The 20,297-nt window shown below is 38.1% G+C and carries 23 protein-coding genes; 8 read left to right on the top strand and 15 right to left on the bottom strand.

All coding sequences use genetic code 11. From position 1 onward, the window contains the following. The first annotated feature begins 60 nt into the window (after positions 1–60). The 3 genes from EDX97_RS08370 to EDX97_RS08360 all read left to right on the top strand — a co-directional run bounded on the left by EDX97_RS08370 (position 61) and on the right by EDX97_RS08360 (position 1,379). Complete coding sequence (locus EDX97_RS08370; RefSeq protein WP_183164323.1) at positions 61–465, top strand: helix-turn-helix domain-containing protein; 405 nt, start codon at positions 61–63, stop codon at positions 463–465. A gap of 103 nt (positions 466–568) precedes the next feature. Then, complete coding sequence (locus EDX97_RS08365) at positions 569–844, top strand: hypothetical protein (protein WP_128520727.1); 276 nt, start codon at positions 569–571, stop codon at positions 842–844. A gap of 280 nt (positions 845–1,124) precedes the next feature. Next, a complete protein-coding gene (locus tag EDX97_RS08360; protein WP_128520726.1) occupies positions 1,125–1,379 on the top strand; it encodes a hypothetical protein in 255 nt (84 codons plus the stop codon). A gap of 89 nt (positions 1,380–1,468) precedes the next feature. Here EDX97_RS08360 and EDX97_RS08355 read toward each other — a convergent pair whose 3' ends face one another. Genes EDX97_RS08355 through EDX97_RS08340 form a run of 4 tightly spaced genes read right to left on the bottom strand, consistent with a single transcriptional unit; the run spans position 1,469 to position 4,501 of the window. Next, on the bottom strand, positions 1,469–2,656 hold the full coding sequence (locus tag EDX97_RS08355) for a CobW family GTP-binding protein (RefSeq protein ID WP_221175924.1): 1,188 nt from the start codon (positions 2,654–2,656) through the stop codon (positions 1,469–1,471). An 11-nt stretch (positions 2,657–2,667) separates the two neighbouring features. Next, positions 2,668–3,192, bottom strand: coding sequence for an SOS response-associated peptidase (locus tag EDX97_RS08350; RefSeq protein ID WP_128520725.1), 525 nt, complete (start codon positions 3,190–3,192; stop codon positions 2,668–2,670). Continuing rightward, positions 3,171–3,824 carry a B3/B4 domain-containing protein gene (locus tag EDX97_RS08345; protein WP_128520724.1) on the bottom strand — a complete coding sequence of 218 codons (654 nt, stop codon included), beginning with the start codon at positions 3,822–3,824 and terminating at the stop codon, positions 3,171–3,173. The genes EDX97_RS08350 and EDX97_RS08345 overlap by 22 nt, the downstream gene beginning before the upstream one ends. Beyond that, positions 3,821–4,501, bottom strand: coding sequence for a Crp/Fnr family transcriptional regulator (locus EDX97_RS08340; protein ID WP_183164322.1), 681 nt, complete (start codon positions 4,499–4,501; stop codon positions 3,821–3,823). The genes EDX97_RS08345 and EDX97_RS08340 overlap by 4 nt, the downstream gene beginning before the upstream one ends. Positions 4,502–4,624: 123 nt before the next feature. Here EDX97_RS08340 and asrA point away from each other — a divergent pair, with 123 nt between their 5' ends. The 4 genes from asrA to EDX97_RS08320 are packed head-to-tail and all read left to right on the top strand — an operon-like array spanning position 4,625 to position 8,119. Continuing rightward, complete coding sequence (gene asrA / locus EDX97_RS08335) at positions 4,625–5,644, top strand: anaerobic sulfite reductase subunit AsrA (RefSeq protein ID WP_128520722.1); 1,020 nt, start codon at positions 4,625–4,627, stop codon at positions 5,642–5,644. Next, complete coding sequence (gene asrB / locus EDX97_RS08330; RefSeq protein WP_128520721.1) at positions 5,637–6,425, top strand: anaerobic sulfite reductase subunit AsrB; 789 nt, start codon at positions 5,637–5,639, stop codon at positions 6,423–6,425. The genes asrA and asrB overlap by 8 nt, the downstream gene beginning before the upstream one ends. An 8-nt stretch (positions 6,426–6,433) precedes the next feature. Further along, a complete protein-coding gene (gene asrC, locus EDX97_RS08325) occupies positions 6,434–7,444 on the top strand; it encodes a sulfite reductase subunit C (protein ID WP_128520720.1) in 1,011 nt (336 codons plus the stop codon). A gap of 39 nt (positions 7,445–7,483) precedes the next feature. Continuing rightward, positions 7,484–8,119: a Crp/Fnr family transcriptional regulator gene (locus EDX97_RS08320; protein ID WP_128520719.1), complete on the top strand. Its 636-nt coding sequence runs from the start codon at positions 7,484–7,486 to the stop codon at positions 8,117–8,119. Here EDX97_RS08320 and EDX97_RS08315 read toward each other — a convergent pair whose 3' ends face one another. Both EDX97_RS08315 and EDX97_RS08310 read right to left on the bottom strand, forming a co-directional pair. Next, positions 8,120–9,394, bottom strand: a complete 1,275-nt coding sequence (locus tag EDX97_RS08315) for a glutamate--cysteine ligase family protein (protein ID WP_128520718.1) — start codon at positions 9,392–9,394, stop codon at positions 8,120–8,122. It abuts the gene before it with no gap. Between the two features lie 64 nt (positions 9,395–9,458). Next, on the bottom strand, positions 9,459–10,028 hold the full coding sequence (locus EDX97_RS08310) for a xanthine phosphoribosyltransferase (RefSeq protein ID WP_128520717.1): 570 nt from the start codon (positions 10,026–10,028) through the stop codon (positions 9,459–9,461). Between the two features lie 93 nt (positions 10,029–10,121). Between EDX97_RS08310 and EDX97_RS08305 the strand changes: the two genes are divergently transcribed. Further along, on the top strand, positions 10,122–11,168 hold the full coding sequence (locus EDX97_RS08305) for a 5-bromo-4-chloroindolyl phosphate hydrolysis family protein (protein WP_183164321.1): 1,047 nt from the start codon (positions 10,122–10,124) through the stop codon (positions 11,166–11,168). A 43-nt stretch (positions 11,169–11,211) separates the two neighbouring features. Here the strand turns inward: EDX97_RS08305 and EDX97_RS08300 are convergent, their stop codons facing one another. The 9 genes from EDX97_RS08300 to EDX97_RS08260 all read right to left on the bottom strand — a co-directional run bounded on the left by EDX97_RS08300 (position 11,212) and on the right by EDX97_RS08260 (position 20,292). Continuing rightward, positions 11,212–12,324 carry an iron-containing alcohol dehydrogenase gene (locus tag EDX97_RS08300; protein WP_128520715.1) on the bottom strand — a complete coding sequence of 371 codons (1,113 nt, stop codon included), beginning with the start codon at positions 12,322–12,324 and terminating at the stop codon, positions 11,212–11,214. Positions 12,325–12,326: 2 nt separating this feature from the next. After that, on the bottom strand, positions 12,327–13,859 hold the full coding sequence (locus EDX97_RS08295; RefSeq protein WP_128520714.1) for an APC family permease: 1,533 nt from the start codon (positions 13,857–13,859) through the stop codon (positions 12,327–12,329). A gap of 1 nt (position 13,860) precedes the next feature. Beyond that, entirely contained in the window at positions 13,861–14,475 is a 615-nt protein-coding gene (locus EDX97_RS08290) for a cytidylate kinase-like family protein (RefSeq protein WP_128520713.1), read from the bottom strand. A gap of 45 nt (positions 14,476–14,520) precedes the next feature. Next, positions 14,521–15,750, bottom strand: a complete 1,230-nt coding sequence (locus tag EDX97_RS08285; protein WP_128520712.1) for an aspartate aminotransferase family protein — start codon at positions 15,748–15,750, stop codon at positions 14,521–14,523. A gap of 625 nt (positions 15,751–16,375) precedes the next feature. Continuing rightward, the gene (locus EDX97_RS08280) at positions 16,376–16,930 is read right to left on the bottom strand and encodes a helix-turn-helix domain-containing protein (RefSeq protein ID WP_128520711.1); all 555 of its coding nucleotides are present in this window, start codon (positions 16,928–16,930) and stop codon (positions 16,376–16,378) included. After that, the gene (gene gabT / locus EDX97_RS08275) at positions 16,911–18,266 is read right to left on the bottom strand and encodes a 4-aminobutyrate--2-oxoglutarate transaminase (protein WP_128520710.1); all 1,356 of its coding nucleotides are present in this window, start codon (positions 18,264–18,266) and stop codon (positions 16,911–16,913) included. Before gabT ends, EDX97_RS08280 begins: the two co-directional genes overlap by 20 nt. A gap of 111 nt (positions 18,267–18,377) precedes the next feature. Next, the gene (locus EDX97_RS08270; protein ID WP_128520709.1) at positions 18,378–19,283 is read right to left on the bottom strand and encodes a tetratricopeptide repeat protein; all 906 of its coding nucleotides are present in this window, start codon (positions 19,281–19,283) and stop codon (positions 18,378–18,380) included. Then, positions 19,283–19,780 (bottom strand): HD domain-containing protein, encoded by a 498-nt coding sequence (locus EDX97_RS08265; protein ID WP_128520708.1) that lies wholly within the window; start codon positions 19,778–19,780, stop codon positions 19,283–19,285. The genes EDX97_RS08270 and EDX97_RS08265 overlap by 1 nt, the downstream gene beginning before the upstream one ends. 59 nt (positions 19,781–19,839) lie before the next feature. Beyond that, complete coding sequence (locus EDX97_RS08260) at positions 19,840–20,292, bottom strand: Rrf2 family transcriptional regulator (RefSeq protein ID WP_128520707.1); 453 nt, start codon at positions 20,290–20,292, stop codon at positions 19,840–19,842. Positions 20,293–20,297 lie beyond the last annotated feature (5 nt).

Genomic DNA, 20,297 nt, shown 5'->3' with positions numbered 1-20,297 from the left:
CCCTAAAAGTAGACAGTACAAATACACAAAATGTACTGCCTTACCTTAGGGACTTTTATTATGAGACGAAAAGCAAAATATACATTTGAACAAAAGCGGCAAGCTGTATTGGATTATCAATCCGGAAAGAAATCAGCAGCTGATATTGCACTTGAATTAGATATGGGGAAACGTGGTGACGATAGAATACGTGAATGGACGAATCTCTATAAAGCGAATGGGCCAGAAGCTCTCAATCCGAAAGAAAAACATTCATCGTATTCAAAAAAATTTAAGGAACAAGTAGTTCAGGACTATATACAGAATGGATTATCACATAAAGAACTAGCAGCAAAGTACAACATTTCCAGTAGATCAGTCATCATTCAATGGATCAAACGGTATAATAACCATATGGAACAGAGGGATTATGATCCCCATCCGGAGGTCTATATGGCAGAAAGAAAACAACGAAAGAAGAACTGAAACGAAAAGAAATAGAGGTCAAGTTCTTAAAAAAACTCAACGAATCAGGGAGGGGGCGATAGAGAATGCGCCGAAGATTGCTCAGCCATCATTGCGGCGTAAGATGAAGATACAGATTTATGAATCGATTCAAGAAACGAGCAATGATGAACGATGTTCCATAGAGTATCTGTGCCAATTAGCTGGTATATCCAGGACATCCTATTATAAATGGATCCATCGCAAATCATCCAGGGTGGATATCGAAGATGCAGAGATCCTTCCACGTATACAGGCCATTGCCGATGAAAACAACAGTTTATTTGGTTATCAAAACATGACCTATGCACTCAATAATAATAGTGATACGAAGTATAATCGATGGCAGTCAATGGCATAGAATCTCATTTTCGTATTGACCAACGTCATTCTACATACAAGAAATCAACATCACAGGAAACAAAAGAAATGATATTCAATTGGTCAATGATACATACTTCATGGTCATTATTTTGAATCAAGGTGCCACTCCGCTTTTACACAGCGACAGAGGATTTCAATACACACGCAAAGTATTTTCCCAGATGCTTGAAGATGACGGGCTAACACAATCCATGTCATGAGTTGGTCACTGTATCGATAACGGACCAGTAGAATCTTTTCAGGGATTCATCAAAGATATGGCCAAAGTTTTGTTTGGCAAGGCACATACGTATGAAGAAGCTGCAGAAATCATTTACAGGACATATGAATACTATATCTACAAATACCCACAGAAACGTTTTCATGGGAAGATTGCGTATCAGGTAAGACAGGAAGCACTGGCTGCCGATACACCGGAACAATATCCCGTTGCACCAAATAGAAGAATAGAACGATTCTGGGAAAAGATTGAGAAGAACAAAGCAAAACAACAGGAACGAGCACAACAATAAAAGCAAGGCCAAATTCAATTGACCCTGCTTGGTAGTTATTTTGGATATTTCCACTGTCTACTTGACAGGGGTCATATCATTGCGCCTTGTTATTGTTGTTCATCAAATTCATCTGTTAGACATGCATTCATCGCATCGATGATAGCTTGTTTATCCATATCTTTACCAATAAACACAATCTTATTTTCACGATCGCCATATTTTTCATCCCAAATATCTTTCAGGCTTGGATCTCGTTCAAATTCACGTTGCTGAATTTCTGGTTCACAAGCCGCGATCCACATGGAATCTCGTCCCGTAGAAACTTGATTTCCGGCTTGCTCAAAGACATACAAATAATTTGGATCTACATTGTACCATAGATACCCTTTGGCACGAATGATCGAATCTGGCCATTCTTGGGTGTAGCGTTCCAACGCATCCATCATAAATGGTTTTCGACTAGTATAGACAAATGTCTCAATGCCATACTCCAAAAGCTCACCTTCATCGTGGTGATGATGTTCATGTTCGTCGTCATCATCTTCATCTTGCATCGCTTTGACCCAGCCTTCGTTATAATAGGCATCTTCAAAATTGAAGTTATGTGTATCCAACATTTCATTCACATCAACTTTTCCATACGAAGCCTCAATGATCTTCGCACCTGGATTTAACGCAAGAATCATTGCTTTGATTTGTGCTTTTTGCTCTTCATTGACCAATTCCACCTTATTTAAAACAATGATATTCGCAAATTCCATTTGTTGGATCAATAAAGAACGAATATCCTCTTCTTCTTCATATTGGTCTTTATTTTCAACAAAATCCAATCCACAATCAAATTCATACGCTAAACGATTGGCATCGACAACCGAAATCAAATTATCCAAATGACAAACTTCAGGAATACCGCGAGTTGCTGCCGTTTCTTCCATCATCGTGATCGTTTGCGCAATAGGAATTGGTTCACAAATACCACTAGCCTCAATAATAATGTAGTCAAAACGATCCATCTTCGCTAAATTGACCAATTGATCAATCAAATCATTTTTTAATGTACAACAAATACATCCATTAGATAGTGGAACTAAACTGTCATCCACTTGTTGAACCGTTCCGCCTTTTTCAATTAATCCCGCATCAATATTAACTTCCCCAATATCATTGACGATAACGGCTACTTTATGTCCTTTCGGATCTTCAAGAATATGATTCAATAACGTTGTTTTTCCAGCACCTAGATATCCCGTAATCAAAGCAACCGGTAAAGATTCAAAACCTTCTGGCATCAACATAGAAATCCCTCCTAAAATAATCGTTCTTGATAATACGCCTGATGTGATTCTAATGCAACTGATTGGCTTGAAAAAATCGTTCGAAAATCATCGGAAAACCATACAGATAGATCCTCTACCAAAACTGGCATCCGATCATGAATGGGTGAAACCACTTCATTGGCATCTTGGGTAATGATCACAAAATCATCTTGTATACAAATACCAGCAAGATACAACATCTTATCACTATCAAATTTCACTTTTTGTTTCAAAGCATCCCATTCATAAAAAGCATCAGCTGGTATCACACATCGATTTTTTAAAATGGCTTCTTTAAACGTAGGCTTGGTAAAAATTGTTTCCATACGGGCATTGATGATACGATCCTTTCCCCAATGCCATGGTACACAAATCAATTGTTTTCCTTGTGGTTTGATTATTAATGCATCTTGTCCAGGAAAAATGTCACCCGTTTTGGTATGCAAGCTAATAAACGAAAATCGTCGTTCTAGATTGGCCTTGCCTTCTTTACTTAAATAGTAACATCCGCACATGCAACTAGCTCCTTTGTTTCAATCCTCGTTGCTCCACAATATGTATGTAACGCATCTACATAAGAATCAAGTGGTAAAATCGTATCTCCAAAACCATATAAGACCGTTAAGATTCGATGATGTCCTTCTGTAACCATAGCTTTTTGACTATCACTGGTCGGATTACCAAACGGACCATTCCTATCATGGAGACAAGGTAAAGAACCAATATGAATTTGGTCTTTGCCAATGCCTGCATAGTATGCATCGGTATCCGCTTGTTTATAGATAATATCACCTTCAATCGAATCCAAAATATACGATCCAATCGAAATACCAGAATCAATCGACATGAGGTTGTTCAGATCCACGACATTATTGATTTGATACAAACCTTGTTTTTTTACGATGCGACGAATCATGGCCTCGGCAGCATTACGATAACGAGAAGGACTCTTTCCTAATGTCGAATACGCTTTTCGTGTAGCCGCTATAGCAGGCATCTTAGCTACATCACTTGTTTGCATATTCGCATATTTTGCCATGACTGCATGCATGGCTTCTTGCAATCTTTTTGAACTTTCTTTTACATCTACATCATAGACTAAAATACCCAAATGATTGGGTATCGTTAATGCATTGGTAATCTTCATTGTTTTCTCTCTTTAAATAAATGAAAAGTATTCTTATCAAAATCAATCAAACCTTTTTCTTTCATATGTTTCAATTCCCGTGTTAGTGCCGATTGATTGGCACATAAATAATCCGCTAATTCATTGCGATTCAAAGGGATTTCAAAATATATCTTTTGTTGGCGTTCGGCTTCTAAATTTAAATACGTCCAGATTTTATCTTGTAAGGTTGGTTTTGATATAATGGCTGATTTTTCTATCAATTGTTGATTTTTCATAGATAATGTATAGAACATATTTTCAATCAATTGATGATGAAATGGACAAGAATTTGAACATATATGTAAGACTTTTTGTAACGGAATATAAAGAACGATACATGGTTCATTGGTCATAAAGGAAACAGTCGATCGTTTGGAGCCAGATAAGGCAAAACTTTCACCAAACAGTTCATTGGGTCCCATGCGTACTAAAGTTGTCCGATGTCCATAGATATCTTCACTAACCATATTGATATGACCACTTAATAAAACGCCTACATCTTCAATGGTGTCTTCTTCATCTAAAATATATGTCTTTGGTGCATATGTTATGACTTTACAGCCAATACAAGAAAGCATTCGCATCAGATCTTCTGTCGCAATATGATCAAACAAATGACATCGACGGATCTGTTCCATATAGGGTTCGATATGCATGATTGTCACCTCTTGCGAAAATTTTATCAAACTAACATAAACGTTGCAATGGCAACACTCAATTTCTATTTTGTCCATTAAAATGAAGATAGAAAAGACTGAAAAAGGTCATGGAGGGTGAACATGGGCTATATTATGAGTCAGGAAAGCTTTGATGCGATGCTCGATGAATTATCATCGACCTATCGAATCTGGGCACCTGTCAACAAGGTAGGTGAAGGCCGCCATACCGATACCGATGTCGTACGTTACGATTTTGTATCTTGGGTGAAAGAAATCGAATGGGAGAAAAAATCCGATTATGCCTTCAAAGAAATTCTAACGCCACTTTCACAAACATTATTTTTCTTTACAGAAGATGAAGTGAAAGAAGCCAATCGCGATGTCAAAGATGTACTGGTTTTCTTGCGTAGTTGCGATATGCATGCATTAAAACGTCAAGATGATATCTATCTACACAATGGAAAAGAACGCGACTATTTTTATGATCAGATGCGTCAGCATGTCCATTTTGTATTGATGGGTTGTTCCCATAGTTATCAAGAATGTTTCTGTGTAGATATGGGATCCAACCAAACAAAAGATGGATACGTTTTCTCATTTGATATAATAGATGGAAATATTCATTCGGATGTCAAAGATGAAACATTTAACAATGTATTTAAAAAATATGCCGGTCAAGAAAAAGATGTCACGCCACAATATGTAACGGAAAATGATGTACATGTGACAATCCCAAATGAAATTCCACTATCGATATACAAATCCGATATGTGGGATGAATACAAGACACGTTGCATTGGTTGTGGTCGATGTAATTTTGTATGTCCAACATGTACATGTTATACCATGCAAGATATTTACTATACCGATAATGGTAAAGTAGGTGAACGTCGTCGTGTATGTGCAAGCTGTATGGTTGACGGTTACACAAATGTTGCTGGTGGTGGACAATATCGTAGAGATCAGGGTGAGCGTATGCGCTTTAAAGTCTTACATAAAGTCTATGATCATCGTCAACGATTTGGCTATGATATGTGTGTCGGTTGTGGTCGATGCACCAATGTGTGTCCAGAATATATTTCTATGGCAGCCGCCATCAATAAACTCAATAAGACAGTGGAGGAACTAAAAAATGAATAATCCTTATTTACCATTTCCTTCGGAAATCTTAACTGTTATCAAACATACAGAAAAAGAATATACATTTCGCATGGCATTTACAGGCGATGTAAAACCTGGCCAATTCTTTGAAGTTTCGGTTCCTAAATACGGTGAAGCACCGATTTCCGTTTCTGGTATCGGACCAAACTATGTAGATTTGACCATTCGTAAAGTAGGACGTGTTACCAATGAAATATTTGAACGCTATGTTGGTGATCATTTCTTTATGCGTGGCCCATATGGTAATGGTTTTGATGTAAACCTATTTAGTCAAGGCGAAACCCTGGTTGTTGCGGGTGGTACCGGTGTATCTCCAGTACGTGGTGTCATTGATGCTCTTGCCAATAGTGCAGATGCAAAAGATAAACATGTGATCGTTGGTTTTAAAAGTCCTGACGACATGTTATTTCGAGACGATCTGAAAAGATGGGATGAAAAATTGGATCTTTGTTTAACAGTTGATGGTGCACCAGAAGGATATACTGGCAATATTGGTCTAGTTACTAAATTCATTCCGGAAGTTCCTTTAAAAGATGTATCTACGGCTAAAGCCATCGTCGTTGGTCCACCTCCAATGATGCGCTTTTCCATCATGGGATTCTTAGAAAAAGGCTTTAAAGAAGAAAATATTTGGGTATCCAATGAACGAAAGATGTGCTGTGGTCTAGGAAAATGCGGTCATTGTCGCATTGGTAGTACCTATGTTTGTTTGGATGGTCCCGTATTTAATTATACGGAAAGCAAGAATATGATTGATTAGGAGGTACCATGACAACCCTTGATATTAATGTAAAAAAATTAAAAAAGAACAATTATCGTGTCTCAAAAGTACGTGGTGAAGCAGCTTGTCGTGTTCGTTGTCCTGGTGGTATGTTAGATACCGAATCCTTAAATCGCGTCATTGAAATTGCGAATACGTATGGCAATGGCACCATCAACTTTACCAATCGACAAGGTATTGAAATTCCTGCCATTTCTATGCGTGATATGGAAAAAGTCAATAAAGAACTACAATTGATCATCGATAACACCAAAGTCAATCAAACCCAAAGAGGAGCTGGATACGATGCATCCGGTACGCGTAATATCGTAGCTTGTCCTGGTGCACGTCTCTGTCCTTTTGGATGTTATGACACCAAAGGTTTGGCACAAAAAGTAGATCGCATGATTTTCCCAAATGATCTGCATACAAAGATTGCCTTTACCGGTTGTTCCAATGATTGTGCGCATGTGCGCTTAAATGACTGGGGCATCATGGGACAAACGGAACCTCAATACAATAAAGATCGTTGTGTTTCTTGTAAACAATGTATCAAATATTGTGAAAAACGTTCGGTTGGTGCTTTGAAAATGGTAAACGGTAAAGTGGTCCGTGATCCAGACAAATGCATTGGTTGTGGTGTTTGTGTTCATTATTGTCCAACTCGTGCGTGGACACGTAGTAAAGAACACTATTTCCGTGTTGTTTTATTAGGACGTACCGGAAAGAAGAATCCACGTTTAGCGGAAGATTTTATCAAATGGTGTGATGAAGAATCTTTATTAAAGATGATCAAAAATGCCTATGCCTATGTGGAAGAATATATCGATCCAAATGCAGTTGAAGGCAAAGAACATTATGGATATATCGTCGACCGAACCGGATTTGATGAATTCTATAAATGGATCATGAAAGATGTTACCTTGAATCCAAAAGCAGAAGTCAATAAACGTCCATATTGGGGTGGTAAACACTACAATCTTTCGAACAATTTAAAAAGCCATAATTTGGAAGACTAAAACTGGATACCTATCCAGTTTTTTCTTATAATAAGACATATGAGTGATGTAGCTGTATTGAAACAATGCTATATCTTTCACGATATAGCCAATATTGAAAAAACGTTGCATGAAGTGCATGCTTTTAAGAAACACTATGAAAAAGGAGAAACCATTGTGATGGAAGGTGATGATGCAAATAAAATGGGCATCATCCTGCAAGGACGTGTTCGTATCATTCGTAATGATATTTATGGCAATCGAACCATCGTAGATCAAATGGGACCACCACAAATGTTTGGTGAAACCTTTGCATGTGCCAATATTCGAGCCTACCCCGTCTCGGTGGAAGCGGTGAGTGAAGTCGATATCATGTTTATCCAACCCAAAGAAATCTTGGCCAATCAAACCGATACCCAATTGATATCCAATCTATTGAATTCTTTGGCATCTAAAAATCTTGTTTTGAATAATAAACTGACGATCATGTCCAAGCGTTCGACCAAAGAAAAGCTAATGACATATTTGCATTCGCGTGCTAACTATCATCGTTCCAATCAATTTGATATTCCTTTTAATCGCCAAGAATTAGCGGATTATCTGGGTGTCGATCGCAGTGCCTTGTCGGCTGAATTGAGCAAGTTAAAAAAAGCCAATGTGTTAGATTATAAAAAAAATCACTTCGTTTTGAAGTGATCATTGATAGATGGAAATAAAATCTTCCATGGATTTCGAACTTTCTAAGATATCCAAGGCAGGGCTTGTTGCTGTATCAAATCGAAAAGCAATGCGCTCTAATAATTTTTCTTCTTGGTATCCTCGTTTACATAAACCTTCATAAGCAACATGATAGAGGTGTTTACAATCTTTGATCAACAAGTCTTGATTCAATGATCGTACACCACCTTTTTTATTGACTTGCGCTCTGGAAAAAGACAAGGAAGGCTGCCAATCCATCAGTGCTTCTTTATTGGTTTCCATACCGACTAAAAATGCCAAAGCACCAAAGACTTCAGAAATGGGTTGCATACATAAACTCCGATGTTCAATCGTCCCTCGATAAGTCAGATCATCCAATTTGAACGTACGAAGATAGGCAATATCATCTAAGGTTGGTTGAATGATAACTTCTTTTCCCTTCGAATCACACGTCTTGATTTGTTTTTGCTGGACATACTCTCGAAAAGGAATGGGATCAAAATGTAAATATATGCCATCTCTCATCACACAATACAGGCTTTGGGAAGCAATATAATCAACCATCTCATCCATGGTTGCGGGAACCACATCAAAATCACCTACATTTTTGGGATTGATGCCATGCATACTTTCTTCCCAAAACCAATCTCGAGCCAATACATACTCATCCAATATCGAATTCGCAAACAATACACTTAAATAGGGCTCAATTTTATGAAAAGTCTGAAGAGTGATCAAAAAATCATCGATATGGGCATCCAATTGAACTTGAGCAGCACATGCAAAGAAACCATAGTTTGGGTACGGAAAATTGTTTTCTTGTAAATAGGCATAAAGCATACGATATCTTTCGGTCGGAATGGGAACATTATGATTCAATGCACGATGTGGATTGATTCCCATCCCGGTCAGGGCATGATCTTGTTTTTTGAATTGATCTTGGAACCAGGTATAATATGTTTCAAACCGCTTTTTGATCGTATACATATTGCTTTCCGGTGCAAACGAAAACTCTAAAGTATTATAACTACAATCAAACGAAATAATATCCCCATTTTTCATTTCTACATTGGCGATATCTCCATTATCATCTGTATGTACAAGAATTGGATGAAACGTTTGTACAAATTGATTCGTAATCGCATGCACAATGGAAAAATCAACAGGTTGTTGTTTTAAATGAACAATGGGTAATTCCAATTCAATGCCAACGTTACCTGTTTTCTTACGTTTTAAGGGTTCAATATATTTTTGAATAATACGTTCTTTCATAACGCAACTTTTCCTATCTGTTTTATATGTTTTAACATATTATTCCATGGGTTGCAACCTCATTCTAGCGAAAAACGATATGTCCTGGTTCCATAGATTCAACAATAGCAAGGCTTTCCAATCGATATCCTTCCTTGCGTAAACGATCACCACCACCTTGAAAACCTTTTTCGATACATATACCAATACCTGCAACTTGTGCATGGGCTTGGTGACAAATATCAATGAGACCATCCATGGCTTTTCCATTGGCCATGAAATCATCTATGATCAAGATTCGATCATCGGATTGGATGAATTTTTTTGAAACCGTTATATCATAATCTCGATCATACGTAAAGGAATGAACCTTAGATGTGTATAGTTCTCCATCGAGATTTAAACTTTTCGCTTTTTTCGCAAACACAACTGGTACATGAAAATGTCGTGCTGTCATACAAGCAATCGCAATTCCACTTGCCTCAATCGTTAAGATTTTGGTGATATTTTCATCCTGAAATAAGCGTTGAAATTCTGCACCAATTTCATCCAATAAATCAATATCCATTTGGTGATTTAAAAAACTATCTACTTTTAAAACTTCACCATTGCGTACTTGACCATCTTTAAGAATCCGTTGTTTTAACTTTTCCATTGGTTTCCTCCCTAGATGTATAGGATAAATTATACTAGCGTTTGTATCGAACACAAAATGTTTTTTTCGATATGTCTATGCTATAATTTCAGTATGAGTACAGAAGAACAAATTAAACAAAATATTAAATCAACAATGAATCAACTCAATAATTTTTTGCAGAGTGATACCATGCAGTCGGTCAAAAAAGCAACAACCGATACGATCCAATCCGTATCCAATTCGATTTCCAAAGCATTGGCGCCAGAACCTCCTCATCCGGTGTATTCACCAAAAAAAATCAAAAAAATCAAAAAGGAAGCAACCAATATCCGAAATTTTGGCATCTTTATCACTGCGATTGGAGTGATCCTTGCCTTAGGTGATATCGGTGATCTCGAAGAGTTGATGGTTGGCATTGCCTTTTTGCTCATTGGTGGTTGGACATGGTGGAACCAGAAACAAAAATTAAATCGCATCGATCGTTTCTATTTGTATGCCAATGCCCTCAAAAATAACGAATTCCTTACCATTGAACAACTTGCGCAATTGGCTGCTCAAAACAAAGAAAGTACCGAAACAGATATTCGTTCGATGATCAGTCACGGGCTGTTTGAACAAGTTTACTTTGATGCATCCCATCACGTTGTATATAAAAATTATAGTGCCTATCAGAAATCAAGCTTGCCTCCAACTCCAAAAGAGGAAAATGCTGAAAATGCATATCCCAAAGAAATCCAAGATTTCATGGAGCAAATGAATGCATATCGAAATCATATTCTTTCTTTATCCAATCAAATTAAGGATACAGATATTGATCAGGAATGCAAAAAAATGGTCATCATCTTGACCAATATGGAAACCTATGTCACCAACCATTTTGATGTTTTACCCAAAACCAATCGGATGATGAAATATTATTTACCAACAGCTATCAAACTACTAGGCAATTATCAAGAACTCGAAGCCGGGCATATCCATTTGGGCACAAATGATACAACCATCCAAGACATTGAACGTGCCTTGAACCAACTCAATGAAGGTCTATTAAATATTTATCAGGATATGTGTCAAGATGCTTCCATGGACATTCATGCCGATATATCCGTCTTAGAATCCATGCTTCAACAAGATGGACTAAAAGATAAGATCTCATCATAAAAGAAAGACCGATGCTCATGACCATCGGTCTCTTTTATTTTTACTACATTGCTTTTTGATATAACTTACGAACCAAATCAATGTCCACTTTTACAGGTGTATTGACTAAGTTTCCAGCGGAAACTTTCATACAGTTCTCACTCATCCAATCGATATCTTTTTCTTCCAATCCTAAATCAGATAATTTCGTTGGCAATTCCAACTTCGCAATCAAGTCTTTGATAGCTTGTACCAAATCATCGGTACCAAAGATTTTTGCAATATCTTCATATTTTGGACACATCGTTGCTTCAATAACTGATGGAGTCAAACAAGCCAATCCTTGTCCATGGACGATATCTTTTAAACCACTAGCCGGGTGTTCCATACCATGCGCTAACGTAACACCGGCTTGGCCAATGACCATACCACCAATTGTGGCAGCCAATGTCATCTTATCCCATAAATCTTCATCTTGGGATCCTTCATACAACGGAACTAAGCTTTCCACAATATAGCGAATACCCATTAAAGAAAGAGCATCCGTAAATGGTTGGGCATTGTTTGCGGTATAGGCTTCCATACAATGACATAAAGCATCAAAACCAACGGAAGCTAGGACATGCTTTGGCATCGTCATCATGCACTGTGGATCCACAATGGATACTTTCGCAATGATGGCAGAAGTTCGTAAACTTTTCTTATCGCCTGTATCGGGATTGGTTAATACGGCAAATCCATTTCCTTCACTTCCTGTTCCACAAGTTGTTGGAACCAAGATCATTGGTAATGCTTCATCACTTACTTTTCGACCAAAAATATAATCGTTGATATCACCATCATTGACAGCTAAGAACGCGATGGATTTGGCACAATCCATGATAGATCCACCACCCAAAGCTACAACCAATTCACAGCCTTCGGCTTTCGCCATATCGGCTCCTTTTTGTGCTGTTGTGGTCAAAGGATTTTGTCGTACTTCATCAAAGAGTACAGAATCAATACCTTCTGCCTTTAATGCGTCTTTTACACGATCATAAAGACCAGATTTTTTTGCTGAGCTTCGACCCGTTACGATCAACGCCTTCTTACCATACTTTTTCGCATAATCACCAATTGTATCTACTTTTCCTGCCCCAAACACAATATGTACTGGTTCGTAAAAATCAAAATTCATAATTATAGTTTCACCACCTTATCATTTAATACACTTGCGATAGCTGATTCAATCGCAAGATCTAATTTTTCATCTAATTCTTCTGTAGGTTCTTGTAATGCTGCTGCATCTTCATCAGAAATGATTTCAATTAAAGAATCAAATTTTTCACCATATTTTGCTTTTGATTGAATGAAGAAGACAACGCCTAAGGCTACCCAGCCACCGGCCATCAACCATTCTTGCAAGCCCAACGTTGCACCTGTACCTGGGATCAAATAACAAGCAACCATGAAACCAGACATGATACAAGCCATGATACCTATAAATTTATAATGTTTTACTTTGTATGGACGAGGCATATCCGGTTTTGTTTTACGTAAGATCAAGAAGGAAGCCGAAACCATGCAGTATGCTAAACAACATCCAAAGTTACCTGCATTGACGATCCATACTAACATTTGACGTCCTGCAAATGGTGCTAATACCGTTAATAATCCAATTAAATATAAAGAATTGACAGGTGTTTTATATTTTGGATGCAATTTTGCGAATGTCTTAGGAATCATATACGATTCAGCCATGGAATACATTGCACGAGAACCACCCATTAAGAAAGAGTTCCAACTGGTAACGATTCCACACATTCCACCAACGATCAATACTTTTGCCATGATGGTACTATGGAAAGCTTTGGCCATCGCATCGGCGGTAACCAAACCATTACCTACCATCGCTTTTAAGATTTCACTATGATTTAATTCATAACCTACAGCTAAGACAACTAAGCCATAGAAACAAACAGCCAAGACAATGGATAAGATCAAGATCTTACCAATTTTCTTCAAATCTACATTAATTTCTTCGGCTGCTTGTGGAATAACATCAAATCCAATAAAGAAGAATGGAGTAACAAGGGCAACTTGGAATACCGATTGCACAACACCAATATCATTATTAAATAAATGTCCTTGTAGATTGGATGAATCACCAGTAAATACAGAAGCAACAATCAACAAAATACCACAAACACCAATAATAACAGTTAAGATTGTTTGTAGATTCGCAGCTGCTTTGACACCGCGAATATTGATCCACATGATCAATAACGCAACAACAACGGCAACAATCAACCAAGAAGCATAGACATCAAAACCAGCCACTGTATATAGATAACCTTGTAAAAAAGGAGGATAAATATACGTGATAATGGTTGGTAAGGCACAAGCTTCGAAACAAGCAACACTGACATATCCTAAGACAATGGCCCAGGTACAAATGAAAGATCCAATTGGACCCATCGCTTTATGACTAAAGACATGTTCACCACCACATTGTGGCATAGCTGCTGTTAATTCGGCATAGGTCAAACCAACAAAGAAGATCATGATGCCGCCAATAACAAAGCCAAGAGCGGTACCAATGACACCGCCAGTATTAATCCAATCACCGGTTGAGACAACCCAGCCCCAACCAATCATGGCACCAAAGGCGATAACTAATATGTCCCAAGCACCTAATACTTTATCAAAATCCGATGTTTTCTGGTTCGCCATATTAATCCCTCTTTTCTAGCACGCGATTCGCAAAGTCTTCAATAAATAATGCGGTATCCTCAATACCAAGTACCGAACTGTCAATCAATAAATGTCGATTGTGACGATCACCACGATAGGTACCCGTCATTTGTTTATAACGTGCATGCAATTGTTCACCTTGTGTTTTTACACGATACTCCGCTGCTTCTTTGGAGATATTCAGTGTATCGATTACTTTTTTCAAACGTACTTCATATGGTGCATACACAAACACATTTAAGACATTGTCACGATCTTTTAATACATAGTCAGCACACCGACCAACGAATACACAAGGTCCACGATCGGCTAGTTTCTTAATAATTTGTGTTTGAATATATACCACACGATCGGTCAAAACTTGATATTTGGTAGGACTCGCTTTTTTTTCTAATTCACGACTTCGTCCTTTGATATCTTGACCGGTTTCGGCTGCTTCCACCAATGTCGTTGACATACCGGTTTCTTCAATGATCTTATCGATGATGGAACGATCATAATAAGCGATTCCAAAATCTTTACTGATTTTCTCACCGATTTCCGGTCCGCCGGAACCATACTCACATCCAACGGTGATAATGATATTTTTTGCCATAGAATTCCACCTTTCTTAAAAAAAAGACGCAAAGGAGCGCTGAAATTAATCAGCGGCTCCTTTGCCTAAAGCGATTACGCTTTCTTCAATAATTTCGACAGCTTTGTTGCAATCTTTTTCATCGATGATTAGTGGTGGAATCAATCGAAGAATATGTTGGCCAATGGCCGTTGTCAATAAATGACGATGTAAGCATTCATGCTTTAAATCCGTACTACCAATTGTTTCATCAAATTCAACACCAATTAATAATCCTTGATGTCTTACTTCTACAACGTGAGGTAATTTTTCTAATTTTGCACAGATGTAATCACCCATCTTCTTAGCATTGCCAGCTAAGTCACAATCTAACAATTCATTGACTTCCGCTAAGGCAGCTGCACAACATACTGGGTGACCACCAAATGTTGTTCCGTGTGATCCCATATCAAATGCTTTTGAAACTTCTTCGGTAGCACAGATAGCACCAATTGGCATTCCACCTCCTAAGGCTTTTGCCATAGATACGATATCTGGTTTCACACCATAATTCATATAAGACATAACGGCTCCGGTACGGCACCATCCTGTTTGTACTTCATCGATCAACAACAACATGCCTTTTTCATCACAGAACTCTCTTAATCCGGTTAAGAATTCTTTTGTTGCGGGATGCACACCACCTTCACCTTGCACAGGTTCAACCATGATGGCAATTGTATTTTCGTTACATGCATCTTTGAATGCTTCCAAATCATTATATGGCGCATAAGAGAATCCATAAGTCATAGGTCCAAATCCAACTTGACATGCATTACCTGGCTGTCCAGTTGCTGACATGGCACCAAATGTACGACCATGGAAACCATTCTTTGCAGTTACGATATGATAACGGTTAGGTCCATAATGTTCGATACCATATTTACGAGCCATCTTGATCATGGCTTCGTTTGCTTCTGTACCTGAGTTTTGGAAGAAGATCTTATCCATACCAATGGTTTCACAAACTTTTTCAGCCAATAAAGCTTGAGGAATCGTGTAAGGATAGTTGAATGTTTGCATGATATCTTGACATTGATCTATGATAGCAGCTACAACTTTTTCGTTACAGTTACCTGCTGAGTTAACAGCAATACCTGCATAGAAGTCTAAGTATGGTGTACCATTTTCATCATACATGTACTGATCTTTGGCAGTTTCAGCCAAGAAATCAAAACGTTCATATGTTTCAATCATGTACTTGTTGACTTTTGCCTTAATGTCTTCAAATGTCAGTCCTGTGTCTTTTAGTTTCATTGTTCGCTCCTCCTAAATAGCAAAAAGGCGCTATTCAATCTTTTGAATAGCGCCTTTGCTTTGTCTTTTATTTTGTACATCCATACTGTACCATAAGCTTTTTTCATTTTCAATACCCATTTTCAGTATTTTTTTACATTTTTTCATTCTTTTTCAAACAATATATTGTACATGAAAATAGACATATATTGTGTTTCAAGATAAAGCTAAAAAAAAACAGGAAATATGATATTCCCTGCTTGTCAACTACCCATGACCTAAAGGTCATGGGCTTGTAACTGCCCAGTCGTACTAACGACTTGCGTCTCCGACCTTTGACCCAATAGATATTACTATCTAAAGTGGCGTTACATCATGGGGTGGCTGACAGCACCCTTTGCAGCAAAGTTTACTCTGCTGCAACTACGATTTCGTAGTTATTGTTTGTGTCAGGTACTAAAACTTACCATACAGTACAAACACATTAAATCTCATATATGCTTTCCAAAGGACAAAGAGTGCCTCGTTCTGAGCCGGAACTAACGGTTTTCTCTTAAAGATGGCTCAATATCTTTATACCATAACAAGGCTTCCCCACCATCTGAAGGTAGTGGGTTTCCGCCTATGGCAAACGAAAGGATTTAATTTATGAATAGTCTGCAAAGAACGACATAAACACACATGTCTCTTTACCGATGTTCGTATAAACATGAGACTGATCCGATTCAAACCGGAATACGTCACCCTTGCCCATTTGATAGGCGTTTCCACCTACCTTTATTTCCAGATTTCCTTCCAACATTGTAATATATTCTCTAGTATGTGTGCCATGACTACCGGCTTCATAACAATTCCCTGGTAAAATTTCGATTCGATATATTTCTATCTGATGATTATCCTGAAATGGAAAACACGTCCAAACTTTGTATTGTCCTTCTACATCCTTGGTTGGCACCGTATCTTTCACATGCACGATACATGTATCATAAGCTGGCGGACGAATCAAATCTTCAAATTCAATTCGCATCCCACTAGTAATCTTCGCTAAGACACCAATGGAAGGATTAGCACTTCCCCTCTCAATCTGAGAAAGCATGCTCTTGCTTACGCCCGTTTGTTCCGCGATCACGTCGAGGCTCAAATTGCGTGCTTGTCGGATTCGTTTTAAATTGGTCGATATATTATGACTGATGTAATCCATAGGCAATGGCTTGCTCCATAATGTCAAGTCCTGCTTCCAATTGGGCATCGGTCATGACCAATGGCGCTAAGAAACGAATGACATTACTATATGTGCCCGCTCCTTCCACTAACAAGCCATGATTTGCACAATATGAAATGATTGTTTTTGTTAAGTCTGGATCTGGCTCTTTTCCATCCTTCACAAATTCGATACCGACCATTCCGCCTAAACCACGGACATCGCCAATACAAGGATATTTTTCTTGCATTTTATGATAACGGTCCATTACTTTTTGACCAATTTCCATTGAACGATCCGCTAAATGATCCCGTTCCATGACTTCAATGACTTTTAAAGCAGCTGCGCAAGCCAACGCATTTCCACAGAAAGTACCACCAATTGTGCCTGGTGCTGGTGCATCCATAATTTCTTTACGGGCAACGATGGCTGAAAGTGGTACCCCACCCGCAATGGATTTCGCTGTCGCAATGATATCTGGCTGTACCCCTACTTCTTGCCAATATTCACTCGCAAACATTTTTCCCGTACGGCAGAAACCAGATTGTACTTCATCAGCCACCAACAAGATGCCATTTTCATCACAAATCTGACGGACGGCTTTGACCCATTCCAATGGTGCCGGAATAAAACCACCTTCACCTTGGAGTGGTTCTACGACCATAGCAGCAATCGTATTGGCAGCACCACACTGTTCAAATACATCTTTGATTGAATCCATGTAGTAATCGACCAAAGCTTCATCCGGCATACCTTCTGGACGACGATAATAATAAGGGAATTTCGCACGATAGACACCATCTGGGAAAGGTCCCATATCCACGGCATAGGCTTTCTTTGAAGTCATCGCCATAGTCATTAATGTACGACCATGGAAAGCACCAGAGAAGACAATCACATTGGGACGTTTCGTAAATGCTTTCGCAATCTTTACAGCATTTTCATCAGCTTCAGCACCGGAATTCGCAAAATAGGCTTTCTTTTCTTCGCCTTTGACAGGAGCAATCTCACATAATTTTTCAGCTAAAGAAATATAGCCTTCATGCGTTGTAACATTCATCATCGAATGGAAATATTTATCCGCTTGATTTTTAACGGCTTCGACGACTTCTGGTTGAGAATATCCAATATTTAGAACACCAACACCACCAACCCAGTCTAAGAACAGGTTGCCATCTACATCTTCGATCATGGCTCCTTCTCCACGAGAAATGACACATGGATATGGACATCCAATCGCATCTGGAACGACTTTGTGGCGACGATCAAGAATGACTTGGGCTTTAGGACCGGGCAATGTCCTTGTTTTGATTTCTGGTAATGCATCTTTTAACATAAAATAGAATCCTCCTTGAACGCAAAAAGAGAGTATATGGTTTTTCCATATACCCTCTTTGGTTTGCTTATATTTGTCTACTATTATATACAAATCTGACAATTTTACAAGCTAATTTAAGGGTGAATTATCAATTTGATCTAAACATTGATTCATAAAAATAAGCAATGCTTCGTTTTCTAAAACCAGAAAGAAGGGTGTCATATTACACATGATTTCTTCAATGGTGCCTGGTTCATAGATACCATATTGAACATTTTCATCCAGATCTTCATCCTTTAAATCACCGGATACAAAGACACTAAATTCTGGAATTGTATCATTCAATCGTAAAATGTCGGCACGTGCTAAATCATAATCACCAATGCGATACGCTGTTATGGCTTGGAAAAAGATCATCGAAACACTACCGGAGCCTTCATATTGATCAAATAGCTGATTGAGACTTTCCGCATCTTCCATCATCATATAACATCCAGCTAAATCAAATCGAGCACCCAGATGATCATCCGTATCCAATTCGATCATATCTTCTAAAATGTCAATCGCTAACGTATACGATTCCATATCGAGATATTGTTTAGCTAACGTATATAACGTACGCATATAAGGACGCGTTTCAATAATCAGCCAAAAATCGCCAATATTTTCTTTATCAAAATAACCATCGGCTTTCAGCTTTTCTTTTTCTTCATGCAAAAGATTCAACCATTGATGAATCTGATCAATCGGATCATCGTATTGAATATGGACCAATTCCGTTTTCGCATCGAGAAAATCAGGATCCAATTCAACCGCTTCTTTTAACAGTTTTTCTGCTTCTGGTGCCGTTTCCTGTTCCATCGCTTGTTCGAATAAAGCATGTGCCTGCTCATTGTTCGTTAGACTTTCTACAGCATTATATTCCGCTAGAAACTGCTGTAAAATTTCATCGACATCTCCATCGGCCACTTCATCTTCATGTTGATCTAACCATGCATTCAGTGCACGAATCGCATCTTCTGAATTATTTGACATCATTGATTCTCACTTTCATACATGTCCTTAAACAATTGTTTTCCCGCTTTTGTTCGAAATACCTTCTGATAAAAAGCATTTCGCGTTTTGACATCATAATGACTCTCATCGGCATTCACCAAAAAGTCTGCTTCCACAAGAATTTGATAATCCAAACCATCAATATGCGTAAATGTATGATGATGGCCCACTAAATAGGCGATACGCTGGATTTGTTGTTCACTACAATCGGTATCTTGTAAAAATTCATATGTTAATGGCATACCTTCTTTTTCTTGATAGGTACCAGCTGTATTGCCATATTTTTCCCGACATAAAGGACAGGCAATATCATGCACAATGGCAGCTACCTCCAAAATAAATTGGGTATTTTCATCAACCTGTTCCAATTCACCAATCGTTTTGGCATAGGCCCAAACCTTTGTTAAATGGGCAATGTCATGTAAATTATGATCTGAATAGTTGATCATTTTTTCAAAAATTTCTGCTACATTCATATTTTCATTATACCTATCTCTTTCTATCAATTTCAATAAAAAATAGCCTTCATAGAAGGCTACGCTTGTAAAGACTGTTTTTCGTGATTTAACACAATATGTAAATTATGGATCACATCTGACACTTTATACGATTTTAATTCATCTTCAAAATCCCGTTGCACTTGTTGTAACTGTCCATCCAAGACCTTATGGATATTCCGTCCAACCGGACATTGCGGATTGGGATTTTCATGAAAATGAAACAAATCCTTGTCATTGGCATTGACAGCTTGGTAAATATCATAAAAACTTACTTGATCCAATGGCTTTTCAATGGTCACATCATTTTTTCCTCGATGACTCATAATAATACCGGCTTTTTTTAGATCCGACATCACACCGCGTACGATAACCGGATTGGCTCCAATACTCTGCGATAAAAGTTTACTATTTACATTGACATGACCATGAAATGTGTCGATAGCGGCTAATATATGTATCGCAATGGTAAACTTACTTGTAATCTGCATATTGA

The sequence above is a fragment of the Absicoccus porci genome, from assembly GCF_003725415.1.
In the GTDB taxonomy this organism is placed as follows: Bacteria; Bacillota_I; Bacilli_A; order Erysipelotrichales; family Erysipelotrichaceae; genus Absicoccus; species Absicoccus porci.
The sequence above is the reverse complement of the archived record's forward strand: the minus strand, read 5'-3'. Positions and strand labels throughout refer to the sequence as shown.

Coding starts and splice junctions, on each gene's coding strand:
- EDX97_RS08370 (WP_183164323.1), top strand. CDS start 61: ATGAGACGAAAAGCAAAATATACATTTGAACAAAAGCGGCAAGCTGTA.
- EDX97_RS08365 (WP_128520727.1), top strand. CDS start 569: ATGAAGATACAGATTTATGAATCGATTCAAGAAACGAGCAATGATGAA.
- EDX97_RS08360 (WP_128520726.1), top strand. CDS start 1,125: ATGGCCAAAGTTTTGTTTGGCAAGGCACATACGTATGAAGAAGCTGCA.
- EDX97_RS08355 (WP_221175924.1), bottom strand. CDS start 2,656: ATGTTGATGCCAGAAGGTTTTGAATCTTTACCGGTTGCTTTGATTACG.
- EDX97_RS08350 (WP_128520725.1), bottom strand. CDS start 3,192: ATGTGCGGATGTTACTATTTAAGTAAAGAAGGCAAGGCCAATCTAGAA.
- EDX97_RS08345 (WP_128520724.1), bottom strand. CDS start 3,824: ATGAAGATTACCAATGCATTAACGATACCCAATCATTTGGGTATTTTA.
- EDX97_RS08340 (WP_183164322.1), bottom strand. CDS start 4,501: ATGCATATCGAACCCTATATGGAACAGATCCGTCGATGTCATTTGTTT.
- asrA (WP_128520722.1), top strand. CDS start 4,625: ATGGGCTATATTATGAGTCAGGAAAGCTTTGATGCGATGCTCGATGAA.
- asrB (WP_128520721.1), top strand. CDS start 5,637: ATGAATAATCCTTATTTACCATTTCCTTCGGAAATCTTAACTGTTATC.
- asrC (WP_128520720.1), top strand. CDS start 6,434: ATGACAACCCTTGATATTAATGTAAAAAAATTAAAAAAGAACAATTAT.
- EDX97_RS08320 (WP_128520719.1), top strand. CDS start 7,484: ATGAGTGATGTAGCTGTATTGAAACAATGCTATATCTTTCACGATATA.
- EDX97_RS08315 (WP_128520718.1), bottom strand. CDS start 9,394: ATGAAAGAACGTATTATTCAAAAATATATTGAACCCTTAAAACGTAAG.
- EDX97_RS08310 (WP_128520717.1), bottom strand. CDS start 10,028: ATGGAAAAGTTAAAACAACGGATTCTTAAAGATGGTCAAGTACGCAAT.
- EDX97_RS08305 (WP_183164321.1), top strand. CDS start 10,122: ATGAGTACAGAAGAACAAATTAAACAAAATATTAAATCAACAATGAAT.
- EDX97_RS08300 (WP_128520715.1), bottom strand. CDS start 12,324: ATGAATTTTGATTTTTACGAACCAGTACATATTGTGTTTGGGGCAGGA.
- EDX97_RS08295 (WP_128520714.1), bottom strand. CDS start 13,859: ATGGCGAACCAGAAAACATCGGATTTTGATAAAGTATTAGGTGCTTGG.
- EDX97_RS08290 (WP_128520713.1), bottom strand. CDS start 14,475: ATGGCAAAAAATATCATTATCACCGTTGGATGTGAGTATGGTTCCGGC.
- EDX97_RS08285 (WP_128520712.1), bottom strand. CDS start 15,750: ATGAAACTAAAAGACACAGGACTGACATTTGAAGACATTAAGGCAAAA.
- EDX97_RS08280 (WP_128520711.1), bottom strand. CDS start 16,930: ATGGATTACATCAGTCATAATATATCGACCAATTTAAAACGAATCCGA.
- gabT (WP_128520710.1), bottom strand. CDS start 18,266: ATGTTAAAAGATGCATTACCAGAAATCAAAACAAGGACATTGCCCGGT.
- EDX97_RS08270 (WP_128520709.1), bottom strand. CDS start 19,283: ATGTCAAATAATTCAGAAGATGCGATTCGTGCACTGAATGCATGGTTA.
- EDX97_RS08265 (WP_128520708.1), bottom strand. CDS start 19,780: ATGAATGTAGCAGAAATTTTTGAAAAAATGATCAACTATTCAGATCAT.
- EDX97_RS08260 (WP_128520707.1), bottom strand. CDS start 20,292: ATGCAGATTACAAGTAAGTTTACCATTGCGATACATATATTAGCCGCT.